Origin of the sequence: Rubrivirga marina (genome assembly GCF_002283365.1) — a bacterium.
Taxonomy (GTDB): domain Bacteria; phylum Bacteroidota; class Rhodothermia; order Rhodothermales; family Rubricoccaceae; genus Rubrivirga; species Rubrivirga marina.
Window position 1 is genome coordinate 2,543,858 of the sequence record NZ_MQWD01000001.1, and the last position, 21,815, is coordinate 2,565,672.

Annotated in this window: 16 protein-coding genes; 3 read left to right on the forward strand and 13 right to left on the reverse strand. The window is 72.2% G+C overall.

Annotated features, from left to right (window positions below):
- Nucleotides 1–237 precede the first annotated feature (237 nt).
- The 9 genes from BSZ37_RS10440 to BSZ37_RS10480 all read right to left on the reverse strand — a co-directional run bounded on the left by BSZ37_RS10440 (nucleotide 238) and on the right by BSZ37_RS10480 (nucleotide 13,566).
- Nucleotides 238–2,979, reverse strand: coding sequence for a lamin tail domain-containing protein (locus BSZ37_RS10440; protein WP_095510494.1), 2,742 nt, complete (start codon nucleotides 2,977–2,979; stop codon nucleotides 238–240).
- 99 nt (nucleotides 2,980–3,078) lie between these two features.
- Nucleotides 3,079–4,284, reverse strand: a complete 1,206-nt coding sequence (locus BSZ37_RS10445) for a M20 metallopeptidase family protein (protein ID WP_179299568.1) — start codon at nucleotides 4,282–4,284, stop codon at nucleotides 3,079–3,081.
- A gap of 121 nt (nucleotides 4,285–4,405) precedes the next feature.
- A complete protein-coding gene (locus tag BSZ37_RS10450) occupies nucleotides 4,406–5,593 on the reverse strand; it encodes a glutamate--cysteine ligase (protein WP_218830468.1) in 1,188 nt (395 codons plus the stop codon).
- A gap of 124 nt (nucleotides 5,594–5,717) precedes the next feature.
- Nucleotides 5,718–9,029 (reverse strand): T9SS type A sorting domain-containing protein, encoded by a 3,312-nt coding sequence (locus BSZ37_RS10455; protein ID WP_095510497.1) that lies wholly within the window; start codon nucleotides 9,027–9,029, stop codon nucleotides 5,718–5,720.
- 151 nt (nucleotides 9,030–9,180) lie between these two features.
- A complete protein-coding gene (locus BSZ37_RS10460) occupies nucleotides 9,181–10,626 on the reverse strand; it encodes a cryptochrome/photolyase family protein (protein ID WP_095510498.1) in 1,446 nt (481 codons plus the stop codon).
- A 66-nt stretch (nucleotides 10,627–10,692) separates the two neighbouring features.
- Nucleotides 10,693–11,271: a GNAT family N-acetyltransferase gene (locus BSZ37_RS10465; protein ID WP_095510499.1), complete on the reverse strand. Its 579-nt coding sequence runs from the start codon at nucleotides 11,269–11,271 to the stop codon at nucleotides 10,693–10,695.
- A gap of 108 nt (nucleotides 11,272–11,379) precedes the next feature.
- Nucleotides 11,380–12,030, reverse strand: coding sequence for a PAQR family membrane homeostasis protein TrhA (trhA, locus tag BSZ37_RS10470; RefSeq protein ID WP_095512364.1), 651 nt, complete (start codon nucleotides 12,028–12,030; stop codon nucleotides 11,380–11,382).
- Nucleotides 12,031–12,105: 75 nt separating this feature from the next.
- Entirely contained in the window at nucleotides 12,106–12,690 is a 585-nt protein-coding gene (locus tag BSZ37_RS10475) for a cob(I)yrinic acid a,c-diamide adenosyltransferase (protein WP_095510500.1), read from the reverse strand.
- A 69-nt stretch (nucleotides 12,691–12,759) separates the two neighbouring features.
- Nucleotides 12,760–13,566, reverse strand: a complete 807-nt coding sequence (locus BSZ37_RS10480) for an ABC transporter ATP-binding protein (RefSeq protein ID WP_095510501.1) — start codon at nucleotides 13,564–13,566, stop codon at nucleotides 12,760–12,762.
- 21 nt (nucleotides 13,567–13,587) lie between these two features.
- Here BSZ37_RS10480 and BSZ37_RS10485 point away from each other — a divergent pair, with 21 nt between their 5' ends.
- Nucleotides 13,588–14,103, forward strand: a complete 516-nt coding sequence (locus tag BSZ37_RS10485) for a hypothetical protein (RefSeq protein ID WP_095510502.1) — start codon at nucleotides 13,588–13,590, stop codon at nucleotides 14,101–14,103.
- Nucleotides 14,104–14,113: 10 nt separating this feature from the next.
- On the opposite strand, the gene BSZ37_RS10490 is transcribed toward BSZ37_RS10485, so the two are convergent.
- Nucleotides 14,114–17,653 carry a DUF4175 family protein gene (locus BSZ37_RS10490; RefSeq protein ID WP_095510503.1) on the reverse strand — a complete coding sequence of 1,180 codons (3,540 nt, stop codon included), beginning with the start codon at nucleotides 17,651–17,653 and terminating at the stop codon, nucleotides 14,114–14,116.
- A gap of 254 nt (nucleotides 17,654–17,907) precedes the next feature.
- Between BSZ37_RS10490 and BSZ37_RS10495 the strand changes: the two genes are divergently transcribed.
- Nucleotides 17,908–19,176 (forward strand): glucose-1-phosphate adenylyltransferase, encoded by a 1,269-nt coding sequence (locus BSZ37_RS10495; protein WP_095510504.1) that lies wholly within the window; start codon nucleotides 17,908–17,910, stop codon nucleotides 19,174–19,176.
- Between the two features lie 43 nt (nucleotides 19,177–19,219).
- Here the strand turns inward: BSZ37_RS10495 and BSZ37_RS10500 are convergent, their stop codons facing one another.
- From BSZ37_RS10500 to BSZ37_RS10510, 3 genes are all read right to left on the reverse strand, one after another.
- Nucleotides 19,220–19,507, reverse strand: a complete 288-nt coding sequence (locus BSZ37_RS10500) for a putative quinol monooxygenase (protein ID WP_095510505.1) — start codon at nucleotides 19,505–19,507, stop codon at nucleotides 19,220–19,222.
- A gap of 74 nt (nucleotides 19,508–19,581) precedes the next feature.
- On the reverse strand, nucleotides 19,582–20,787 hold the full coding sequence (locus BSZ37_RS10505) for a molybdopterin molybdotransferase MoeA (RefSeq protein ID WP_095510506.1): 1,206 nt from the start codon (nucleotides 20,785–20,787) through the stop codon (nucleotides 19,582–19,584).
- Between the two features lie 44 nt (nucleotides 20,788–20,831).
- Nucleotides 20,832–21,170 carry an SCP2 sterol-binding domain-containing protein gene (locus BSZ37_RS10510; protein ID WP_095510507.1) on the reverse strand — a complete coding sequence of 113 codons (339 nt, stop codon included), beginning with the start codon at nucleotides 21,168–21,170 and terminating at the stop codon, nucleotides 20,832–20,834.
- 92 nt (nucleotides 21,171–21,262) lie between these two features.
- Here BSZ37_RS10510 and BSZ37_RS10515 point away from each other — a divergent pair, with 92 nt between their 5' ends.
- Nucleotides 21,263–21,715: a hypothetical protein gene (locus tag BSZ37_RS10515; RefSeq protein WP_095510508.1), complete on the forward strand. Its 453-nt coding sequence runs from the start codon at nucleotides 21,263–21,265 to the stop codon at nucleotides 21,713–21,715.
- The last annotated feature ends 100 nt before the right edge of the window (nucleotides 21,716–21,815 follow it).

The following is a 21,815-nucleotide window of genomic DNA, read 5'->3' on the forward strand; positions in this document are numbered from 1 at the left end:
GTCCGGGGGGTGGGTGGGCGTCGAATCGGGAACGGGCGGCCCTGTTCCATCCGTGCGGGGCGGTCGGGTGGATTCTCCGTGCGACCGGCGAGCCGTCGAGCGCCCGCCCCGAACGGCCTCAAACTACGGCCCATCGGCACGCGGACCGGCGGAATTCGACGTGCGGAACGCGCCCCGCGTCATCCTTCCCCACGCGGACGCCGAGGCGGGGGACGGCGTCACGCGAGCGACCTGACGCTACGGCCGCGCCAGAACGACCACGCCTCGGAGGGTCTCCGTCGTCCCGCCCTGCGCGTCGACGGCCTCCACGAGGACGACGTAGATGCCAGCGCGGAGCGGCCGACGGGCGTCGTCGGTGCCGTCCCAGGTCAGCGTCGCGGTGCTCCCGCTGAGCCGGCCCGCCTCGACCTCACGCACGAAGCGCCCACCGCCGTCGTAGATCCGGGCGCGGACCAGGCCCGCCTCGGTCGAGAGCTGGTAGGTGATCTGCGCAGCCTCGCCGCGCGTCGGGGCGAACGGGCTCGTGATCGTCAGCCCGGCCTCGCGCTCGACGGGGGTCTCGGAGAGGCCGACCGAGTTAGGAGCCGAGGGCGTCCCGCCTCGCACGTCGAGCGACGACGACCAGTTGGCTGGATCGTTCGGCGGGCCTGCCGGGTCTCGGCGTTCGAGGCTGATCCCGGTCGCGTCGTCGAGCTCCACGCGGTGCCAGTCGGGGTCGTACGCCACAGAGTCGAGGACGGCGCCGTCCGCGCGGAGGACGATGGCCTCGCCGCTGTTCGACAGGCTGATCCCGGTACCCTCGACGAACGGCGCCTCCGGGAACGCGGCACGAAAGCCGGCCGCGTCGCGGACGACCGTGAGCGGTTCGCTAGGGAGCAGAATCGTGGCCTCACCAGAGAGCACGTCGCCATTGCCCGATCCGTCGTCGAGTGTGATCCCGCGCAGGTCAAACACGCCATCCGCAGTCGCGTTGAGGAGCTCGAGGTACTCGCCATCGCTCCCGGTCTGCGGGTCAAACATGATCTCCGTCACCACCACGTCGCCGGGCCCCGGTGTGTCGGGCGTGCCGACGAGGAACCGGGCCTCGGCGCGGTCGGTCACGTTGCCGGCGAGGTCGGTCAGTCCGGTCACCGAGAGTGTGTAGAGCGTCTGGTCGTCGAGGGGCTCGGCGAGGGCGAGCTCGACGCTCAGGATGCCCACCTCGTTGGCCGTGTCGAGCTCCGTCACTGAGACCACGGGCTGGCCGAGGCCGACGACGTCGTAGGCGCCTGCGTCCGTCGCCGAGGCGTCTGTCACGGGCTCGGTGAACGTGACGCGGACCTGCCCCGGCGCGTCCGGAAGCGCGGAGGCCCGTACGATCCCCGGGGCCGTCGTGTCCGGGGTGAACTCGACCGTGGTCGACGTCGAGGCCGTCGTGTTGCCCAAGAGATCGACGAGGGACGTTGCCGTGATCGTCGTGGTGCCAGCCGACAGCACGCTGGCGAGCGCCAGCGTCACGGTCGTGGCGCCGTCATAAGCCGCCTCGGTGACCGTGGGGCCGGACTCGAGCGAGAACGCTGACGCCGTCACCGAGGCGGGGTCGGCCGGCTCGTCGAGCGTGACCGTGACCCTCCGCCCGTCGGGGCCGGCGGACGCCGAGACGAGTTGGGGGCCCGTCACGTCGGGTTCGTAGCGGCTGTTCTGCACGCCTGGGGTGCCGCCGCGGAGGTCCGTCGTCGTGGCGTAGTTCGAGGCGACCGACGATGGGCCGTCTGGGTCCTTCCGTTCGAGGCTCGCGTCCTCACCGCCCCAGGCGGGGTCGTAGAAGAGCGAGTCGACCGTCACGTCGCCGTATTTCAGGACAATCGCGTCGCCCGTGTTGTTGAGCGCGCTCCACGCCGGCTGCTCGACGAACGGGACACTGGGGAAGACCGCCGCGAACAGCTCGCCGTCCTCGACGATCACGGCGTACTCGCCCGGCCCCACGAACGCGAGCTGGTCCGTCACCGGCTCGGGGTCGCCCGTCCCGTCGTTGAGCGTGAGGTCGCGGAGGTCGAACGCCTGGTCGGTCCGGTTCAACAGCTCGACGAACTCGCCGGGGGTATCGGAGGTCGGCTCGTCGTAAAGGAACTCGTTGATGACGAGATCGCGCGGGCCTGCCGTGCCCCCCTCTCCAAAGAAGAACGTCGTACTCGCCTCGGCGATCGCGTTGCCGCGGAGATCGGCCACGTTGCGGACCGTGAGCGAGTACGACGCCGGTCCTTCGAGCGGAGCCGCAAGTGCGAGGACGACCTCGCTCGGCACGTCGCCACGCATCGCCATCGCGGGCGTCCTGGCACCGCCGCCGATCGTGTAGTTCGATACGACTTCAGTTGTCGCGGGGTCCACGGGTTCGCCGAACGTCACGCGGACGGTCTGCGCGTCGAGCGCCTCGGCCGCGACGAGCGTCGGCGGAGTCGTGTCCTCGAAGAAGAGCGTGTTCTGTGCGCCGGGCGTCCCACCGTCGGGGCTCGTCGTCGTGCCGAAGTTGCCCGCCTCGGTGCTCGGGCCGAGCGGGTCGCGCCGTTCGAGCGACGCGTCCGAGCCGCCCCACGACGGGAGGTAGGGGACGGCGTCGATCTCGGTGCCGCCCATCAGCAGGGCCGGGCGGTCTCCTGTGTTGTTGAGGGAGGGAAACCCATCAAGATCGACGAAAGGCACCCCCGGGTACGCCTCTGCGAACGCCTCGCCGTCGCGCGCGATGACGAGGTAGTCGCCGGCCGCGAGCGTCGTTCCACCGGGGATCGGGTCCGTGGCGCTGCCGTCGTCTGTGAGGAGGAGGCCCCCGAGGTCGAGTGGGCCGTCCGTCACGTTGAGGATCTCGACCCACTCGTTGCCCGACGGCTGCGGCGCCGGCGGGTCGTACATCACCTCGTTTATGATCAGGTCTCCCGCCACAGGCGCCTGCGCAGAGGTGGACGTGGACACGAGGGCGAGACAGACGAGCGAAAGCCAGCGCATCGAGCGAGTGAAGAATCGCTCGAAGCTAGGGTGGACCCGCCAATCGCCCGCCGCGGCCCCGTCCGCCTCGGCGCCGAGGTGGGCCGAGCCGGTGGGTCGCTACGCCTCGGCCCGCGCGGCGAGGTCGCGGAGGCAGACCTCCGTCATCAGCCGGGCCGCGAGGGGGAGCGCGCTCTCGTCGAGGTCGAACCGGGCGTGGTGGAGCGGGTAGCGCGTCTCGGGGCCCGCCGCCGTCCCCACGCGGACCATGCACCCCGGCACCTCCTGGAGGTAGTACGCGAAGTCCTCGCCGCCCATACTCGGGAGCGGGATCCGCACGGCGGCCTCCGGCCCGAACAGGTCGGCCGCGGCCTGCCGCGCGCGCTCGACTTCGGCCCCGGTGTTGACGACGGCCGGGAGCGTCACGTCGAAGTCGACGTCGACGTCGGCCTTGTAGACGGCGCCGAGGGCGCCGGCGACCCGGCGGATCTTCTCTCGGAGGAACCCGAGCGTCTCGCCGTCCGAGCACCGGATCGTCCCGCCGAACTCGACCTCCGACGGGATCACGTTGAGCGCGTCGCCGCCGCGGAACCGGCAGATCGTGAGGACGGACGCCTTTCGGGCGTCGGTCACGCGACCGGGGAGCTGGTACATCTCCGTCGCGATCTGATTCGCCACCCAGACCGTGTCGACCGCCTCGTGCGGTCGCGCCGAGTGGCCCGAGCGCTCGCTGCACACGGTCACGCGGAACGGCGCGCAGGCGGCCGTCAGCGACCCGCGCCGGAAGCCGAACCGGCCGACGGCCTGCGACGGGTCCATGTGGACGGCGTAGATGGCGTCGACGCCATCGATTGCGCCAGCCTCGATCATGGCCGGGGCGCCGGACGGGTTGATCTCCTCGGCCGGCTGGAACAGCACGCGGACCGTCCCGGCGAACTCGTCGCGCCGCGCGTGCGCGAGGGCGGCCACGCCGCAGGCGACCGTCATGTGGGCGTCGTGGCCGCAGGCGTGCATCACGCCCGGCGTCTGCGAGCGGTACGGCGCGTCCGTCGCTTCCAAAATGGGGAGGGCGTCCATGTCCGTCCGGTACGCGACCGTCGGCCCGGGCCGGGTGCCCACGACGTCGACCACGAAGCCGGTGCCGGCGAGGGGCGCCGACGGCGTGAGGCCGCGCGCTTCGAGCCACGCCCGGACGCGGCGCGACGTCTCGACCTCCTCGAACCCCAACTCGGGGTGCTGGTGGAGCTCGCGACGGAGCGAGACGAGGTCCGTGCGGAACGCGTCGGAAAGGGCGGGGTCGGCGGCGGGGGGCGCGTCGGCGAGCACAGAGACGAGGGTTGGGACGTGTGATCGAATCGTGACCAACGTACCGACCTGTCGACTCGTTCGCCGTGGCTGCGAAGGGCCAGCGAGGAGCCCACGCAGGCCCCGCGAGTTTGCGGGGGACCTAGCCCGCCTCGGGCGTCGCCGCGGCCAGGACGCTCTCCCGGAGTTCGGTCGAGAGCGCCGCGACGACGTCCGGCAGCCGACTCGACCGTTCCATCGTGCGGCGCTGGCGCTCGTACGACGCGCCTCCCTCGAGAACCCGGTGGAGGCCGCGGAGCTCCTCGAGGCAGTTCAGCTGCTCGGCGACCGGCTCCAGCTTCGCCACGAGGTCGGGGATCTGCTGGCGCAGCGGCGCGTGGTCGCCGTCGTTGTCGCAGATCACGTCGGCGTCGAGGCCGTGGCGGGCGGCGCGCCACTTGTTCTCGCGCAGGATCCACGGCTTGAGGAGCTGGAGCGGCGACCCCTTCTCGTACCGCTCGCCGATGGCGACGACGAGGCACTGGACGAGCGCCACGAGCGACGCGACCTCGTGCATCGTCGAGGGCGCGTCACAGATCCGAATCTCGAGCGTCCCGAAATTGGGGTGCGGCCGGATGTCCCACCAGATCTCGCGGATCGTCTCGATGGCCTTGGCCCGGACGAGCGTGTTCATGAACCGCTGGAACTCGCCGTAGTTGGCGAGCCGGTACGGGAGCCCAGCGGTCGGCATGCCCTCGAAGATCTTCGACCGCGTGCTCGCCAGGCCGGTGTCCTCGAAGTCGACGAACGGACTCGACGCCGACACGGCGAGCAGATGCGGGAGGTAGCTCGCGAGCGCGTTCGAGACGGCGATGGCCTTCTCGCCCGAGGAGATCCCGACGTGGACGTGGAGCCCGTAAATCAAGAGCCGCCGCGCCGGCCACTGGATCTTGTCGACGAGGTTCTGATAGCGGTCGTTGGGGAAGATCTTCTGGTCTCGCCACTGCCCGAACGGGTGCGTCCCGGCAGAGGAGAACGCCAGGCCCAACTCGTCGCCGAGGTCGTACAGCTCGCGGAGCGACCCGCCGAGGTCGGTCACGCAGCCGGCGACGTTGTCGCAGATGCCCGTGATGACCTCGATGGTCGACTGGGTCAGCTCCTGCTTGATCTTCGGGTGCTCCCCGCCCAGCCGGTCCAGCAGTTCGACGGACCCCTGCTTGAGGTTGAATGTGACGGGGTCCACGATCTGGAGCTCAATCTCGACTCCCAACGTCGGATTCGGCGACGGCGTGAACGGGATCGGGGCCAGGGCGTCGGCCGTGGAGAGGTCCATCTGGGCAAGAAGGGGCATGGGAGGAAGAAACCGCCCGTGTGAAGGAATGGCAAACGAGTCGACGTGCACGCGGGTCCCAGACAGGAGCGCCCCGCCGACACGAGGCCGGCGGGGCGCGGGGCAGAGGCTGCTGAGAGGTGCGCTAGCGCACGATCGTCAGCGCCCTCGTCTGCACGAGGCTCTCGCCCGCGGCCCGGACGAGGTAGGCGCCCGGCACGAGCTGGCCCGGCGCGATCGACGCCTCGAAGGTGCCGGCCACCGGCCCGTCGTGGAGCACCGCGACCTCACGGCCGAGCGCGTCGTAGATCGCGACGCGGACGTCGCCGGTCACGTCGGACAGGGCCACCGTGGCCCGCCCGGCGGACGGGTTCGGGTAGACCGACAGCGACGGCAGGGCCGGGCTGCCTTCCGACGCGACGCCGGCGCCCACGGAGAGCTGGATCGCGAAGCGGCCTGCGAGAACGCTGTCGCCCTCGGCCACCGTGAACGTGAACGGCGTCCCGGCCTCGAGCTCCGTCGGGGCCGTCCCATCGAACAGCTCGACGATGACCGGGCGGCCGTCGATCTGGCTCGGCATCTCGGTCAGCACGAACTCATAGGCGCCCGGCTCCGGCACCCGGAGGTAGATCGGCATCGCGATGAGCTGGCCGACCTCTGGCGCCGGCCACGAGAACGCGGCGTAGAGCGCGTCGGTGTCGACCGGGCCCGGCGTCGCGAGCGAGGCGCCGGGCGGGCTGACCACGTCGAAGCCGTCGAACTCGTCGAGGCCCTCGCCGCCCACGCCGAGGCGGAGCACGAGGACGTCGCCCGGCGCGTCGGCCACGAGGCTCGCGCCGCCGCCGCTGGCGGGGCGGACCTGCAGCACGACCGCCGACTCGTCGTCGGTCGGGGTGAAGTCGGCCTCGGTGATCGACTCGCCAGCGCCGCCGGCGGCGTCCTCGCCGATGGTCACGCTCACGTCGTCGGCGTCGCCGTCCGGCGTGACCTGGAGGATGACGGCCGCGTACGGGTAGAGGTACGGCGACGCGGCGTCGCAGCAGTCCTCCGCCGCGAGCGAGATCGGCTCGAAGGCGCCCGACATCGGGTTGAACACGAGCGCCACGTCGGCGAGCGTGCCGCCCTCGACGGTGATCGCCGAGAGCGAGACCGGCTCGTCGGACGGGTTGCCGATCGGGACGAGCACGCGGGAGGCGTCGTCGACCGCAATCGTCGTCTGGTCGTAGGCCGTCGCGCCCATCGGGGCCGAGCCCGTGAACGTCAGGTCCGAGCCCTCGGCGACGTCGATGAGGACCGGCTGGCCGGCCATCAGGACCGTCCCCGGCGCGGCCGGGACGAAGGCGCCCGTGGCCGCGTCGTAGATGAACACCTCGTCCGACCCGGCGGCGTCCGCGAGATCGGCAGCCGAGACGCCGTTGATGGGCAGCGAGAGGGCGCGGAGGCCGGGCTCGCCTACCGGGACCGTCGTCGTGACCGGGTCGCCGTCGTTGTCGACGACGACGAGCACCAGCGTCCCGCCGCCGACCTGGTTGGGCGGATTGACGGAGAGCTGGAACACGAACGGCTCGTTCTCCTCCGGGACGAAGTCGTCCGTGATCGGGATCACGACCGTGTACGGCGGCGAGGTGCCGAACCCGCCGATCGTCGTCGTGGTCGAGGTGAACCCGTCGAGGTCGGCCGGGTCGCCCGAGAGAAGCGAGACCGTCACGCGGACCGGGTTGTCGAGGTTGTCGGCCTCGAGCTCGACGATCGCCTCGCCGGCCCCCTCGCTCACGACCTGCTGGACGCGCGCGAAGCGGACGGTCGCGCCGCCCTGGACCACCGCCGTGCCCGTCAGGTTCACGCGGTAGCTGCCGGTGGAGCCGCCGTTGTCGGCCCAGTCGTCGAGGACGCCGGTGGCGCCGTTGTCGAACTCCTCGTCGTCGGCGTTGACGGCGTCGTTGTTGAAGCTCGAGACGCACAGGCTGTAAGTCCCGGCCATCCCGCCGGCATCGGTGAGATCACCCGCGCCGAACCGCGAGTTGAGCCCCTCGCCGCCGTCGTCGTCGAAGAGGACGAACGTGCCGTCGGCGCGGAAGAGGTGGAACTGCGAGTCGCCCAGCGGGAAGCTCTCGCCGCTCGTGAACAGCTCGGCGGAGAAGGCCGCCGGGTCGACCACGCGGAAGACGAAGCAATCGGCGTCGTTGGTCGGGTCGGCCTCGGGGCCGTTGCCGATGTAGCCGAAGAACGACGTGCCGTCGCCGCCGACGAGGAAGGGCGCGTTGTCGACGATGTTGCCGGCGTCACCGGGCTGGCCGTCGTCGCCCTCAAACGGGTTCTCTTCGTCGTCCTCGATGGTCACCGACGCGATGCACGAGGCGCCCTCGCCCATGGCGAGCGCGCCGCCGAGGCCGGCGCGGTCGTCCTTCGAGGTCGTGATCTCGGGTCCGCCGCCGAGGCACATCGGGTCCTGCACGTTGCCCGAGACGTCGGAGATGTAGACGACCGCGTCCTCGACGGGCTCGAACTCGTCGTCGTCGAGGGCCGTGAGCGTGACGCTCCCGCTGGAGGTGCCCGAGCCGATGACGATCTGGACGCCGGCCGTCTCGCCGTCGTCGTCAGAGAGCGTGTAGTCGGAGCCGAGGACGGCGTCGCCGAAAGGCGCCGCGTCGATCGTGACCGTCACGTCGCCGTCGGCCGCTGAGGAGAGGAAGGCCGTCAGCGTCGAGGTCCCGCCGTTCTCGGAGATCGACGACGGGCTGGCGATGAGCGAGACCGTGGGGTCCGCCGCGCCGATGTCGAACATGTTCGGTAGGTACGTGCTCGGCTCGAAGTTGATCGCGACGACGTAGTTCGAGAGCGCGTTGAACGCGGCGATGAGCTCCTCGACGGTCCCGGAGGTCGGCGCGTTGAGCCCGGTCGGGCGGGTGTCATAGGCGAACCCGTCGTTGTTGTCGAACTCGACGACGGCGTCGGGGCCGAGCGCGCTCGGCGCATCCGAGGTCGCGTCGACGAGGTCGACGTAGTAGAGGAACGTGCCGCCGGCCGGCGTCGTCCCGTCGGCCCCCTGGTAGGCGACGATGGAGTCGCCGGAGAACTCGGACAGGACGAACCCGGAGTTCGTCACGAGGACCGTGCCCTGGCTGGCGGTCTCGGGCGTCGAGTTGTTGACGTTGATCGTGACGACCGTCCCGGCGGGCAGCGCGTTGAGCGTGACCGAGACGACGCCGTCGTTGCCGTCGTCGGTGGCCGCGCCGCCGGCCGTCATGTCGAAGTCAGAGAACCGGACGACGGTCCCGGAGGAGACGTCCGTCAGGAGGACGAACGAGAACTGCTCGCCGCCCGTGGCGCCGGCGTCGACCGCCAGGATGGCGACGTCGCCTTGAGAGAGGATGGTCTGCGCGTGGGCCGTCGGGGCCAGCAGCAGGACCGAGAGGGCTGTGCCGAGGAGCGCGCGGGTGAGGGGTAGCAATCGCATGTGGGAGCGTGGAGGGGAAGAGGCATCCTATATACTGGAGACCGAGCTACCCGTGGTCAGGGGAGTCAGGATTGAGGGGTCCGCCCCCGCTCGCCGCGACTCCAACCTGCTGTGTCGGGAGCCTTGCCCCGCCTGCTCTGTCGGGGCCTTGCTACCCGTTCACCGTATTCAGCGCCTCCAGCGCCTTGCCCCGCCGCTCGCTGTGGTCCACGATGGGCTCGGGATATGTGTCGCCGAGCACAACCCCGGCCGCCTCGAGCACGTCGTCGGGCGCCTCCCACGGGGCGTGGATGTGCTGTGCCGGGAGGTCGGCGAGCTCCGGCACCCAGCGGCGGATGTAGTCGCCGTCGGGGTCGTGCTTTCGGCTCTGCGAGACCGGGTTGAAGATGCGGAAGAACGGCTGGGCGTCGGCGCCGCAGCCGGCGGCCCATTGCCAGCCCATCGTGTTGTTGGCGAGGTCGCCGCCGCAGAGGGTGTCCCAGAACCACCGCGCGCCCTCCTGCCACGGCACGAGGAGGTCCTTCGTGAGGAAGCTGGCCGTCACCATCCGGACCCGGTTGTGCATCCACCCGATGTGCCACAGTTGCCGCATGCCGGCGTCGACGAGCGGGTAGCCCGTCTGGCCCCGCTGCCACGCTTCGAGGTACGATGGCGTCGCGCGCCACGGCATCGAGGCGTACTTCTCCTTGAGCGGCTCCGTCGGCGTGTCGGGGAAGTGGTGGAGGACGTGGTACGAGAACTCGCGCCAGCCGATCTCGGAGAGAAACACGTCGGCGTCCTCGCGCATGGCGCCGTTCGAGACCCAGTGCTCGACCCGGTTCCAGACCGTCCGCGGGGAGACCTCGCCCCAGTGGAGGTGCGGCGAGAGCATCGACGTGTCGCGTGCGGCTGGGACATCGCGGCCCTCCGGGTAGTGCGAGAGCGCGCCGTCGAGGAACGCGTCGAGGCGGGCGAGGGCGCCGGCCTCGCCGGGCGTCCATTCGTCGCGCATCCCGCCGGCCCAGTCGACGCCGTCCTGGGCCTCGGGGGTGAGGCCGAGGTCGCCGAGGTCGACGGAGTCGGGCCACGAACCGGGCGCCTTCGTCTCGCCCATCCGCGGCACGTCGAGCGGCTCGCCGACGTCGAGCTGGGCCTGGGCCTTCTTCCAGAACGGGGTGAACACCTTGTACGGCGTGCCCGAACCCGTCTCGACCCCCTCGGGGTCGTGGAGGATCCGGCCGGCGAACTGACGGACCTCGACCCCGGCCTCTTCCAGCCCGGCCTTCACGTCGGCGTCCCGCTGGCGGAGGGCGGGGGCGAGGCGCGACTGCCAGACCACGCGGTCGGCGCCGGTCGCCTCGCAGACGGACGTCAACTCAGCGAGGCTGTCTCCCCGTCGCAGGACGAGCCGACTTCCCTTGTCGCGGAGCGACGCGTCGAGGGCCTGGAGTGACTCGTGGAGCCACCAGCGGTGCGCGCCGCCGGGCGCCCAGTCGCCTTCCTCGTCGGGAGCCCACACGAAGACCGGGACGACGTCGCCGCGCTCGGCGGCGTGGGTCAGGGCGGCGTGGTCTCCGAGGCGGAGGTCGTTGCGAAACCAGACGACGGTGGCGGGCATGGGCGTGGGGGTGGGGCGCCGTGCCTACCCCGCGACCGTCACCCGCCGTTCCGCCCGCCTCGGTCGTCAGGCGGGCCCTGCCGTGTCGTCGTCGGCGTCGTCCTCTGCGTCCAGCGTGAGGACCTCCTCGGTCGGCTGGTAGCTCTCGCCGTAGAAGTCCTTGTCGCGCCAGGTGTGGATCTCCTCGTAGACCGCACGGACGAGGTCGAAGGCCTCCTCGTCCGTCGTGTCTGCGGGCGACCACAGCAGGATCTCGAGCTCGTTGATCTCCTTCGTGGCGAGCGAGCGGCGGCGGTAGCGGAGGCGCTCGACGTGGCGGAACCCCTCGCGCTCGTAGAACCGCTGGCGCTTGACCGTGTCGGTGTCGTCGTAGTCGGCGGGTTCGACCTCGAGGAGGATCGGCTTGCCCTTTTCCTTCAGCATGTCGAGCAGCTTCTTGCCGAGCCCCTGCCCGCGGGCCTCCTTCGCCACGAGGAGGTAGTCGACGAACACGAGCCGCTCGCCCTCGACGTAGAGCAGGACGTGGTGGTCGCCGTGGTCGACGTGGTAGACGTCGCCGCGGTCGTCGAGGAGCGCCTCCATGTGCTCGCGCGACTTCATCTCCTCGATCGGGAAGTAGCGCTTGAGCTTCTCGTACCAGTGCATGGGCCTCGGGGGATGGGTCTCAGCCTACCCGCCGCCCCCGCGCGCGTTGTGGGCTGGGGATGAAAGCCGACGGTGAGCGGTCGAAAGCTCGGCTCCGACCGCCTCGGCCTAGATGCCGACGCGCAGGACCTCGACCGTCACGGCGGCGAAGTGGCAGACGCTGCCGGCGAGAACGAACCCATGCCAGACGGCGTGGGCGTAGCGCCAGCGGGCGAGGTAGAACAACGTGCCGGCCGTGTAGGCGAGGCCGCCGCCGACGAGCCACGCCAGCGTCGTGCCCGGGAGGGCCTCCCGGAGCGGCCCGGTCGCGACGACCACGAGCCAGCCCATCGCCACGTAGACGAGCGTCGAGAGCTTCTTGAACCGGCCGGTGAAGAACAGCTTGAACACGATGCCGACGAGGGCGAGGCCCCAGATGGTCGCGAACAGCGACCAGCCCCACGGCCCGCGGAGGCCGCCGAGAAGGAACGGCGTGTACGTCCCGGCGATGAGGCCGAAGATGGCGCAGTGGTCGAGCGTCTTGAGACGCCGCTTGGCCTGCTCGAACGGGATCGCGTGGTAGAGCGTCGACGAGACGTAGACGAGCACCATCGTCCCGACGAAGACCGACACCCCGACGATCGTCCACGGGTCGCCGGTGAGGACCGCCAGCGTGACGAGGACCGCGCCGGCGCCGACGCTCAGGAGCACGCCCAGCCCGTGCGTGATCGCGCTGGCGACCTCGTCGGCGAGGGAATACGTTGGACGGCGGGCGGACATCAGCATTGGCGGGGCTCGGGAGGCTACGGGCGACAGACCGAACGGTGCCCGACGCGCGCAGGCTGGGGTGTTTTCTTAGTCGCCGCTCGGGGTCCGGTCGGCGACGGGGGCCCAGACGGGCTCGGCGACGCCGGCGGCGTGGTTGACCCAACGGGCGAGCGTGAAGAGAAAGTCCGAGAGCCGGTTGAGGTAGTGGAGCGCGTCGGCGGAGATCTCCTCCAGGGCCGCCGTCTCGACGACGTGGCGCTCGGCGCGGCGGCAGATCGTCCGGGCGAGGTGGAGCGCGGCAGCGGCCGGCGTGCCACCCGGCAGGACGAAGTGCTTGAGCGGCGTGAGGTCGGACGTCAGCGCGTCGATGTCGGCCTCCAGCTGCTCAGTGTGCGCCGCGTCGATCCGGGGCACCGGGTATTTGACGTCGCCGGGCGAGGCGAGGTCGCCGCCGAGGACGAACAGCTCCTCCTGGATCCGGCCGAGGAGGGCGTCGGCCCGCTGGCGGAGCGCGTCGTCGGCGTCGGCGAGCGCGGCGCGGGCCATCCCGAGCGCGGCGTTGGCCTCGTCGACAGTGCCGTAGGCGGCGATGCGGGGGTGACTCTTGGCCACGCGGCCGCCGCCGAAGAGCGCCGTCGTGCCGTCGTCGCCGGTGCGGGTGTAGACCTTCATCGTGGGGCGTCGGGCGTGAGTCGTGGGGGAGGGGAGCGGTGCCGCCGCGGTCCTCGAGAACCCCACGGACTACGCACCACGCGCCACGCCAAGGTACCGGACCCTCGGTGCAGATCCGGCCCATTCGACCTCGGCCTCGACGCCGAAGGCGTGGCGGAGCGTGGCGGAGGTGAGGACGTCGGCGGGCGCGCCATCGGCGGCGAGCGTGCCGTCCGACAGGACCCAGAGGCGGTCAGCGAAAGCCGCGGCGCGGTCGAGGTCGTGGAGCGCGGCGACGACGGTCTTGCCGGCCTCGGCGAGCGCGCCGAGGCGGTCGAGGAGGTCGAGTTGGTGGCGGACGTCGAGGTGGGCCGTCGGCTCGTCGAGGAGGAGGAGGGGGGCGTCCTGGGCGAGCGCCTGGGCGAGCGCCACGCGCTGCTGCTCGCCGCCGGAGAGCTGCGTGACGGGGCGGCCGGCGAGGGCGCCGAGGTCGACGGCCTCGAGCGCGGCGTCGACGCGCTCGCAGTCGGCGTCGCGGAGCCGCTCGGCCCACCCGAGGTGCGGGGCCCGGCCGAGGGCGACGAGCTCGCGGGCCGTGAAGTCGACGGCGAGGTCCGACTGCTGGCGGACGAGGGCCACCTGGCGGGCGCGGTCCTTCGCGTTCCACTCGCGGACCTCGCGCCCGCGGAGCGCCAGCCGCCCGGCGTACGGGATCAGGCCCGCGACGGCCCGGAGGAGCGTCGTCTTGCCCGCGCCGTTCGCGCCGACGAGCGCGATCCGCTCGCCCTCGCGGACCGCGAACGCCACGTCGGACAGCACCGGCCGGCCGCCGAGGGACACGCCGAGGCCGTCGGCCGCGAGGACGTCGGGCACGGAGCGGGGGGACGGAGCGTTCATCGGGGCCACCACGGTCTTCCCATGCTACGCCCGCTCACCGCTCTGACTGCCGTCCTCCTGCTCGCCGGCTGCGATTCCAACCGGGCCGCCGAGCAGGAGCTGTTCGAGGACGAGGCCCTGTTCTCGGCCGTCGCCGGCATCACCGAGACCGAGGAGGAGCCGTACACCGTCGGCGCCCGCGACGCGTCGGACTGGCGGATCGGGCCGGCGTACCTCAACCGCGTGACGCTCCTTCAGCTCCCGGCGCCCAACCCCGTCCGCCTCGGTCAGGCCGTCAGCTTCCTCGTCGACACGCAGGGCCTGCCCGGCGGGCTCCGGCTCTACGTGCTGCTGGAGGACCCGGACACGGGCAACGTCGACCTGTTTCCGATCGCCGACCCGAACGCGAACCAGCCCGGGGCTCAGCAGCCGGGGTTCTACCCGTTCTCGATCAGCGCGCGGCAGATCGCCCTCGGCGGCGTGGGGCTGTACCGCGTCGTGCTGCTGGACGGGACCTCCGGGATCGTGACCTTCGGCGACATCGAGGTCACGAACTGACGACCGTCGGTCAGCCGCCGGCGGTGCGGGCCTGGAGGCGCTCGAAGTAGCGCTTGATGAGCTCCTGGTAGTCCGGCGCGTAGCCGCTTTCGAGGGCCCGGATGAGGTCGCCGCGGACGCGGTCGGCCGGGCGGCCCGGGCGGGGTGCCGAGGCGGGCGGGGCCGGTCGCTGCTGGGCCTGCTGGGCCTCGCGCTGCTGCTCGCGCCCGCGCTGGTTGACGGACTCCTCGGCCTGGAGGAGCCGTTCCAAGATCTGCTGCTGGCGCGGCGCGGTCCGCCGGTCGAGCCCGCCGCGCCGCATCTGCTCGGCCGACTGCCGCATCTCCTCGCCGACCCGCTGGAGCGCGCTCCGGTCGTTCGGGTTCATCCCCTCGCCGGCGCCCTCGACCGCCCGCTCGAGCTGGCGGCGGATGGCCTCCTGCTGCTCGGCCATCTGGCGGAGCCGCCGGCCCTGCTCGCCCGACAGCCGCTCGCCGGCCGACTCGTTCAGCATCTGCTGGATCCGCTGGTTGAGCTGCTGCTGCGCGCGACCGAGCTGCTGCATCTGCTGGGGCGACATGCCGCCGCTGCCGCCGCCCTGCCCGCCGCCGCCCTGGCCGCTCTGGTTCTGCTGGTTCTGGAGCTGGTCGAGGACGTCGGCGAGGAGGAGCGCGAGCTCGTTGAGGTGCGTCATGGCCGAGCGCTGGTGGCCGGCGGCCGGGCCGGAGCGGCGGTCGGCGAGTCGCGTCACGGCGAGGTCCATCTCGCGTCGGCCGTCGGCGGCGCGCTCCTCGATGCGCGGCCCGAGCGAGGGGACCGTCTGCGCCACGCGCTGGAGCGTGTCGGCGACCGTCCGGAGGGCGTCGCGGAGCTCGCTCTGCTTCCGGGCGGACGGGACGAGCGCTGGGCTCCCGTTGGGAAGCACGCCCGTGTCGGACGCCAGCGTCTCCTGGTCGCGGGAGATCGTGAGGACGTCCTCGAGCGCGCGGCGGAGCGCGGCCTGGTCGACCTGCCGCTGCTGGCCCTGCATCTGCTGGCTCTGCTGGCGCATCCGGCCCGCCATCTGGCGGAGTTGCTGCGACATGTTCTGCTGGCCCTCCTGCGCGTCTTGGAGCCGGTTCTGCTGGAGCTGCTGGGCGTTCTCCTCCATCTGCTGCGGGAGGCCGCCGTCCTGCTGCATCTGCTGGCGCATCTCCTCGACCGCCTCTTGCGGCGCGTTGCGGACATCCTCCAGCTGCTCCTGGAGGTCGTCAAGCTGTTCCTGGAGCGCCTCGGCATCCTCGCGGGCCTGACGCTGCTCCTCCGCGAGCCGCTCGCGCTCGGCCTGCGTCTGACGCTCGCTCCGCTGGGGTTGCTGCCCGTTCTGCGGGTTCTCCTGTCGCTCGCCGTTCCGCGGCTCCGAGTCCTGGCGCTCGCCGTCCTGGCGCTGCTCCTCGGCCCGACGCTCGGCGTCGGGGCGGTCCGCCTCGGTCTGCTCGCGGAGGGCCTCGGTCTGGCGGGCCAGCTCCTCCTCGGTCTCGGCGAGATTCTCCGCGCGGCGCGCGATCTCTTCCATCTCGACGGCCGCCTCGAGCCGCTTCATGAGCTCCATCGACCGCTCGAGGCGGCGGCGGAGCTCCTCCTCCGACGCCGCGGCCTCGTCGGCCTGCTGGAGCATGTCGCGGAGGTCGAGCTTTTCCATGGCCTCGCGGAGCCGTTCGAGCGCGTCGCGGACCTCCGGCGTGTCGAGCTCCTCCAGCACCCGCTGCATGTCGTCGAACTGACGCTGGAGGTCGTCTGAGCCAAGGTCCTCGTTCTGCATCTGCTCGCCGAGCTGGCGCATCTGCTCGCGGAGCTGCTGGGCCTGGTCGCGCAGCGCGTCCTGCTGGCGGAGGAGCTCCTCGACCTGCCGGCGGTCCTCCCAGTCGGGGTCGACGTTCTCGCGGAGCTCCTCGCGGAGCCGCCGGAACCGCTCGCCCGACTCCTCGGCGTCCTCCTGCAGTTCTTCCAGCGCGTCGACGGTCGAATCGCGGCGGGCGCCGAAGTCGTCGAGGCGGTCGGCCATCGACGGGTAGCGGAGGGTGAAGAGCGGCGTCCGCGCGGTCTTGCCGCCTGCGGCGTCGTTGTCGGTGATCTGGCCGTAGAACTCGACCGTGTCGCCGGGCCGTGCGCCGGGTACCCGCCAGTCGACGGCCACGTCCTGGTCGAGGGGCCGCGTCCGGACGCCGAGGCCGAGGGCCCGGGGCGCCGACGTCCCGCCGCCGCGCGTGACGCGGTACACGAGCCGGCCGCCGCGGAAGCCGAAGTCGTCGGTGACGCGGAAGACGAGGCGCCGGGCGCCGCCGTCGAGCGACCCGTCGGCGCCCTCGACGAGCGCGATCTGCGGCGGGCCGTCCGATAGGACGCCGAGCCGGTAGCGGGCGGGCTCGGTGTTCTCGAGGCCGTCGGCGGAGCGGAGGTGGACGGTGTACGTCCCGGCCGCCCGGAGGCGGAACTGGCCGAGCGCGGCCTCGCTGCTGAGGCGGAGCGGCACGCGCTGGCTCCGGCCGTCCTCCCACGCGACGCTCAGCCACGCCTCGACGGGCGCCGGCCCGCCGTGCTGGACCTGTACGCGGACGGCCGACCCCACGAGCCCCGTCGCGTCGCCGACGCCCTCGGGCAACTGGCGCGCGCTCCGCCCGCTGTAGCCCGGCGGGATGACGGCCACGCGGACGCCCCGCACGAGCGGCCGGTCGACGGCCCGGACTGTGTACCACGGCGTCCGCACGCCGTCGGCCTCGAGGCGGTAGCGGAGGTCGGCCCGGACGGCCTCGATGGTGTGCTGGAAGACGTCCCCCTCCGCCTGGATCCGGACCTCCTCGGTCGCGCGTTCGTCGTTCCGGCCGAACTCGAGGGTCGTCGTGAGTGGCAACTCACGGCCGACGGCGCGGGCCGTGACCTCGAACGCCGCGCCGCGCGTGACCTGGGCGTCGCCGGGGTCGACGACGAGTTGGAAGGGGGCGGGCGGGGCGAAGTAGACGCCCGGCGCCAGCAGCCGGCCTGCGGCGGCCGTCATCGGCTGAGGCCAGAGCGCGAAGCCGAGCACGAGGAGCGCGACCGGCACGAGCGCCCACCGCGCGGCGTTCCTGGCGGGCCCGAACGCGTGGACCCGCTCGAACGGGATCTGGGCGACCTCCCGGCCGAGTGCGTCGAGCGCGGCCGCGTGGAGCTGCTGGTCGTCGCCAGAGTCGTGGCCGTCGGCGAGGTCGAGGAGCGTCGCCAGCCGGTCGTCGGCGCCGGGGTAGTCGCGGCCGGCGCGGCGGACGACCGACCGCTCGTCGAGGCCGGGCAGCACGCCCCACCCACGCAGCAGCGGGATAAGCACGAGCGCGCCGACGAGCCCCGTCAGCGCCAGCACGATCATCCAGAAGAGCGCCGTGCGGAATTCGACGCCGAGCCAGACGGCGGCCTCCGCCCCGACCGCGAGCCCCGCGATCGCCCCGACGACACCGAGCGTCACGAGCGCCCCGTGCGCCACAGCCGCGCCCGTCAGCCGGCGGCGCGCGGCGCGGATCCGGCGGCGGAGCGAGTCGACGAGGGGAGAGGCAGTCACGGGCGAGGGGAGGCGGCAAGCTAGCGGGAGACAGGACGCCAACGAACGCGAGGATCGCGGATTGCCCCGCCCCGCAGATCGTCGGCCCCCGGTCTGGCACCCGCGCGGCCGACTCCGCTGGCGTCGGCATCGAGGCGGGGCGGGCCCGCGGCCGCCGCCGGTCTCCGCCCCCATCGTTCCGGGAGCGCTTCCTGCGTACGGATCAATCTGGGGCGGCGGCCTTATCTAGCAGTCCCTCTCTCCCCTCTCATCCCATGCGCGACACGCTGGCCGTCATCCTCGGGGGCGGCGCGGGCACGCGGCTCTTCCCGCTCACCCGCCACCGCTCGAAGCCCGCTGTCCCCCTCGCGGGGAAGTACCGGCTCATCGACATCCCGATCTCGAACTGCGTCAACAGCGAGCTCATGCGGATGTTCGTGGTCACGCAGTACAACTCGGCCAGCCTCAACCGCCACGTCGCGCGGGCCTACCGGTTCGACCGGTTCGGCCACGGGTTCGTGACCATTCTCGCGGCGGAGCAGACGCCGGACTCCGACAAGTGGTACCAGGGCACGGCTGACGCCGTCCGCCAGTGCCTCCAGCACATCGACCCGTACCCGCACCGCCGGGTGCTCATCCTCTCGGGCGACCAGCTCTACCGGATGGACTTCAACACGCTCTCGGCGCACCACCGGTCGAGCTGGGCCGACCTGACCGTCGCCACGATCCCGGTCACGGCCGACGAGGCCCCCGCCTTCGGCATCCTCAAGACCGACGCCGACGGGGTCATCACGGAGTTCCACGAGAAGCCGGCGCGCGACCAGCTCGACGGGCTGGACAGCCCGGTCTCGGCCAAGATGCGCGAGCAGGGCCGGATCTACCTCGCCTCGATGGGGATCTACATGTTCGAGCGGGACGTGCTCCGGGAGGTCCTGCTCTCGGACCCCTCGCAGGCCGACTTCGGCCACCAGATCATCCCGGCCGCGATCCGCGAGCGCCGCGTGGTGAGCTACCCGTTCGACGGGTACTGGTCCGACATCGGGACCGTCCGGTCGTTCTACGACGCCAACCTCGCGCTGGCCATGCCCGAGCCGGAGTTCGACCTCTACGACGAGGACGCGCCGATCTACACGAACGCGCGGACGCTCCCGCCGGCCAAGGTCCAGGGCTCGAACGTGCGCAACTCGATGATCTGCGAGGCCTCCGTGGTCGCCGACGCGACCGTCGAGCACTCTGTGATCGGCATCCGTTCGTTCATTTCGACCGGCGCCGAGATCCGACGGACGGTCATGTTGGGCGCCGACTACCTCCCGTGGCGGGACCCGTCGAGGCGGCCCGGCCTGAACCCGCCTCCTGCGCCCGGCATCGGCCCGAACAGTGTCGTCGAGGGGGCCATCATCGACAAGAACGTCCAGGTCGGCGCCAACTGTCGGATCACGAACGCGGAGGGCGTCCAAGAGGCCGACGGCGACGACTGGTACATCCGCGACGGGGTGATCGTACTGCCCAAGAACGCCATCATCCCGGACGGGACGGTCATCTGACCCCCCTCTGACCCCGCCCGCCTCGGCGTCGAGGCGGGGGAGGTCAGTCCACTGCGTACTGGCTGTGCGCGACCGGCGCTGCCGCGAAGAACGGGACCGTCAGGGCCCACGTCTTGCGGAACAGGTCCGACTGGCGGTAGGCCTGGAGTGCCGCGTCGTCGTCCCAGCGGCTGAACGTCGTGAGGACGTTCGGGAAGCGGGCGTCGCGCCAGAGCTCGAGGTGCTGGCACCCCGGCACCCCCGCGATCTTCGGGCGGACCCGGGAGAACAGGTCGAGGAAGTCGTCGACGACGGCCGGGTCGAACGTCATGCGGACGGTGCGGAGGAGCATGGCGTGTTCGGAGTTCAGGGTTCAGAGGTCGTGTCGCGCAGGAGCGCCGTTCGCCCGGGCTCCGGACGCCGAGGTCACCACCACGCCCAGCGCTCGAAGGCGACGACGGCGCCGGCCGGGGCGTCGTCCCAGTCGGCGGGGAGGTGGGCGAGGCCGTCGGAGAACGCGAGGGAGAGGGCGACGTGGGAGCCCTGGGCGCCGGCGGGGGAGGCGCAGAGGCGGCCGTCGGGGTCACGCCGGACGGCGACGCGGGCGAACGTGTGGAGCCCGGCCGGCGTGGCGATCGGCGCGTCGAGGGTGGCCGGCTCCGTGACCCGATCCGTCGGCCGCCCGAGGCCGGCCAGGAGGAGCGGCCGGACGTAGACCTCGAAGCACACGGCCGCGCTCACGGGGTTGCCGGGCAGCCCGACAACGGGCCGTCCGTCGAGCGTCCCGAACGCGAGCGGCTTGCCGGGCCGCTGGCGGACCTTCCAGAACGCCCACTCGGCGCCGCGCGCGTCGAGAGCCTCACGGACGAGGTCCCGCTCGCCCATCGACACGCCGCCGGCGAACACGAGAACGTCCGCCTCGGCGGTGGCATCGAGGACCCGGGCGAGGTCCTCGGCCGTGTCGCGCCCCCAGTGCGGGCCGCTGACGTCGCCGCCCGCGGCCTCGACCTGCGCGGCCAGCCCGGGGCCGTTGGAGTCGCGGATCTGCCCGGGGCCGGGCGTCCCCGTCGCGTCCACCAACTCGTCGCCGGTCGCGATCACCGCGACGCGCGGCTTGCGGCGGACCTCGACGGTCGCGGCGCCGACCGAGGCGAGCAGGCCGAGCACTCCGGGCGTCACGAGGGAGCCCGCGCTGAGAACCTGCGCGCCGTTGGAGAGCCACTCGCCCGCGTGGCGGATGTGGGCGGCGGCCTCGGGGAGCCCGTGGAACCGGACCGTGTCGCCGGTGCGCGTCGCCCGCTCGACCGGGACCACGGCGTCGGCGCCGGCCGGAACGGGGGCGCCGGTCATGATGGCGACGGCGGTCCCGGGCGGCAGGGGGGAGGGCACCTCGCCCGCGTGGATCGTCGCGGCGACCGGGAGCTCCCCGGTGCCATCGCCGAGGTCCGCCCGGCGGACGGCAAATCCGTCCATGGCCGAGGTGTCGAACGGCGGCTGAGCGCCTCGGGCGACGACCGGTGCCGCCAGCGTCCGCCCGACGGCGCTGCGCAGGGCAACGGTTTCCTCCGGCATCGGCCGCGCCGCGTCAAGGACGGCGCGCCGGGCGTGCTCGACGGTGACGAACGTGTCCATAGCCGGGGCGGTCCGCCGCGGCCCCGAGGCGGGCGGGGCCGGCCTCAGCCGCCGTAGCCGAAGAGGCCCATGAACTTGGTCGCGAACGGGACCGAGCCCTTCATCTTGACCTTCCCCTGCATCATGGCCATCATCGGGTTGAGCTCGCCGTTCTCGATGGCGACCCAGTCCTCGGTCTTGGCCGTGAGCTTCAGCGTCGGGTCCTCCGGCACCTCGCCGTCGAGGATGTCGAGCTCGCCGTGGTGGACGTACAGCGTGACGTCGCGGGCGTTGTCACCGGTCAGGTTCATGTAGACCCGGTCGTCCATGGACTGGGCCTTGGCGCTGTTGAAGCGGTCGGGGTAGGAGGCGAGGACCTCGTCGAAGTCGGCGTAGCGGGCCATGTCCAGAAGGGGGGATGGAGAGGGGCCGGAGAAGATAGAGCGGTCGGAACAGCACGTACGGCCTCGCGTGGGCGGCGTTCTCCCCCGTCCCCATGCCGCCCGAGTCGTCCGTCTCCGTCGCCACGCCGCGCGGGCTCGTCACGATCACCTCCCGGCCGCCGCCTTCGCGGCGGGCACGGTTGCGTGTCGAGGCCCACCGCGACTTCCTGGCCGGCCACTGGGCCGAGCTCTCGGCGGCGGCCTACGAGGGATACCGGCGGCACGGCGCCGGAGCCGTCGTCCTGTGGCGCAGCGAGACGCCCCGCCGGTTCCGGCCGCGCCCGTTCGAGCCGGAGCGGCTGTTCTACACGACGCAGATACACAATCTCCCTGGCACGACGGAGGCCGACTTCGACGGCTGGGAGGCCCGCCAGCTCGAGACCTACGACCCCGACGCCGAGGGCCTCGTCGTCTTCGTCGAGGGCAGTGGCGTGGTCGGGTACCGCGTGGCGGGGCAGCCCGCGCCCCCCGAGGCGCTCCGGGCCTCGCGGGCACGGGAGAACTGAAGGAGTCCGCCAGGGGCGCGCGTCATGGGCACGTTCGGCGGGGGCGCGCCGTTCGTGCCCTGTCGCCCCGTTCACGGTCGGCGTAGCTTCGTCCCGCACC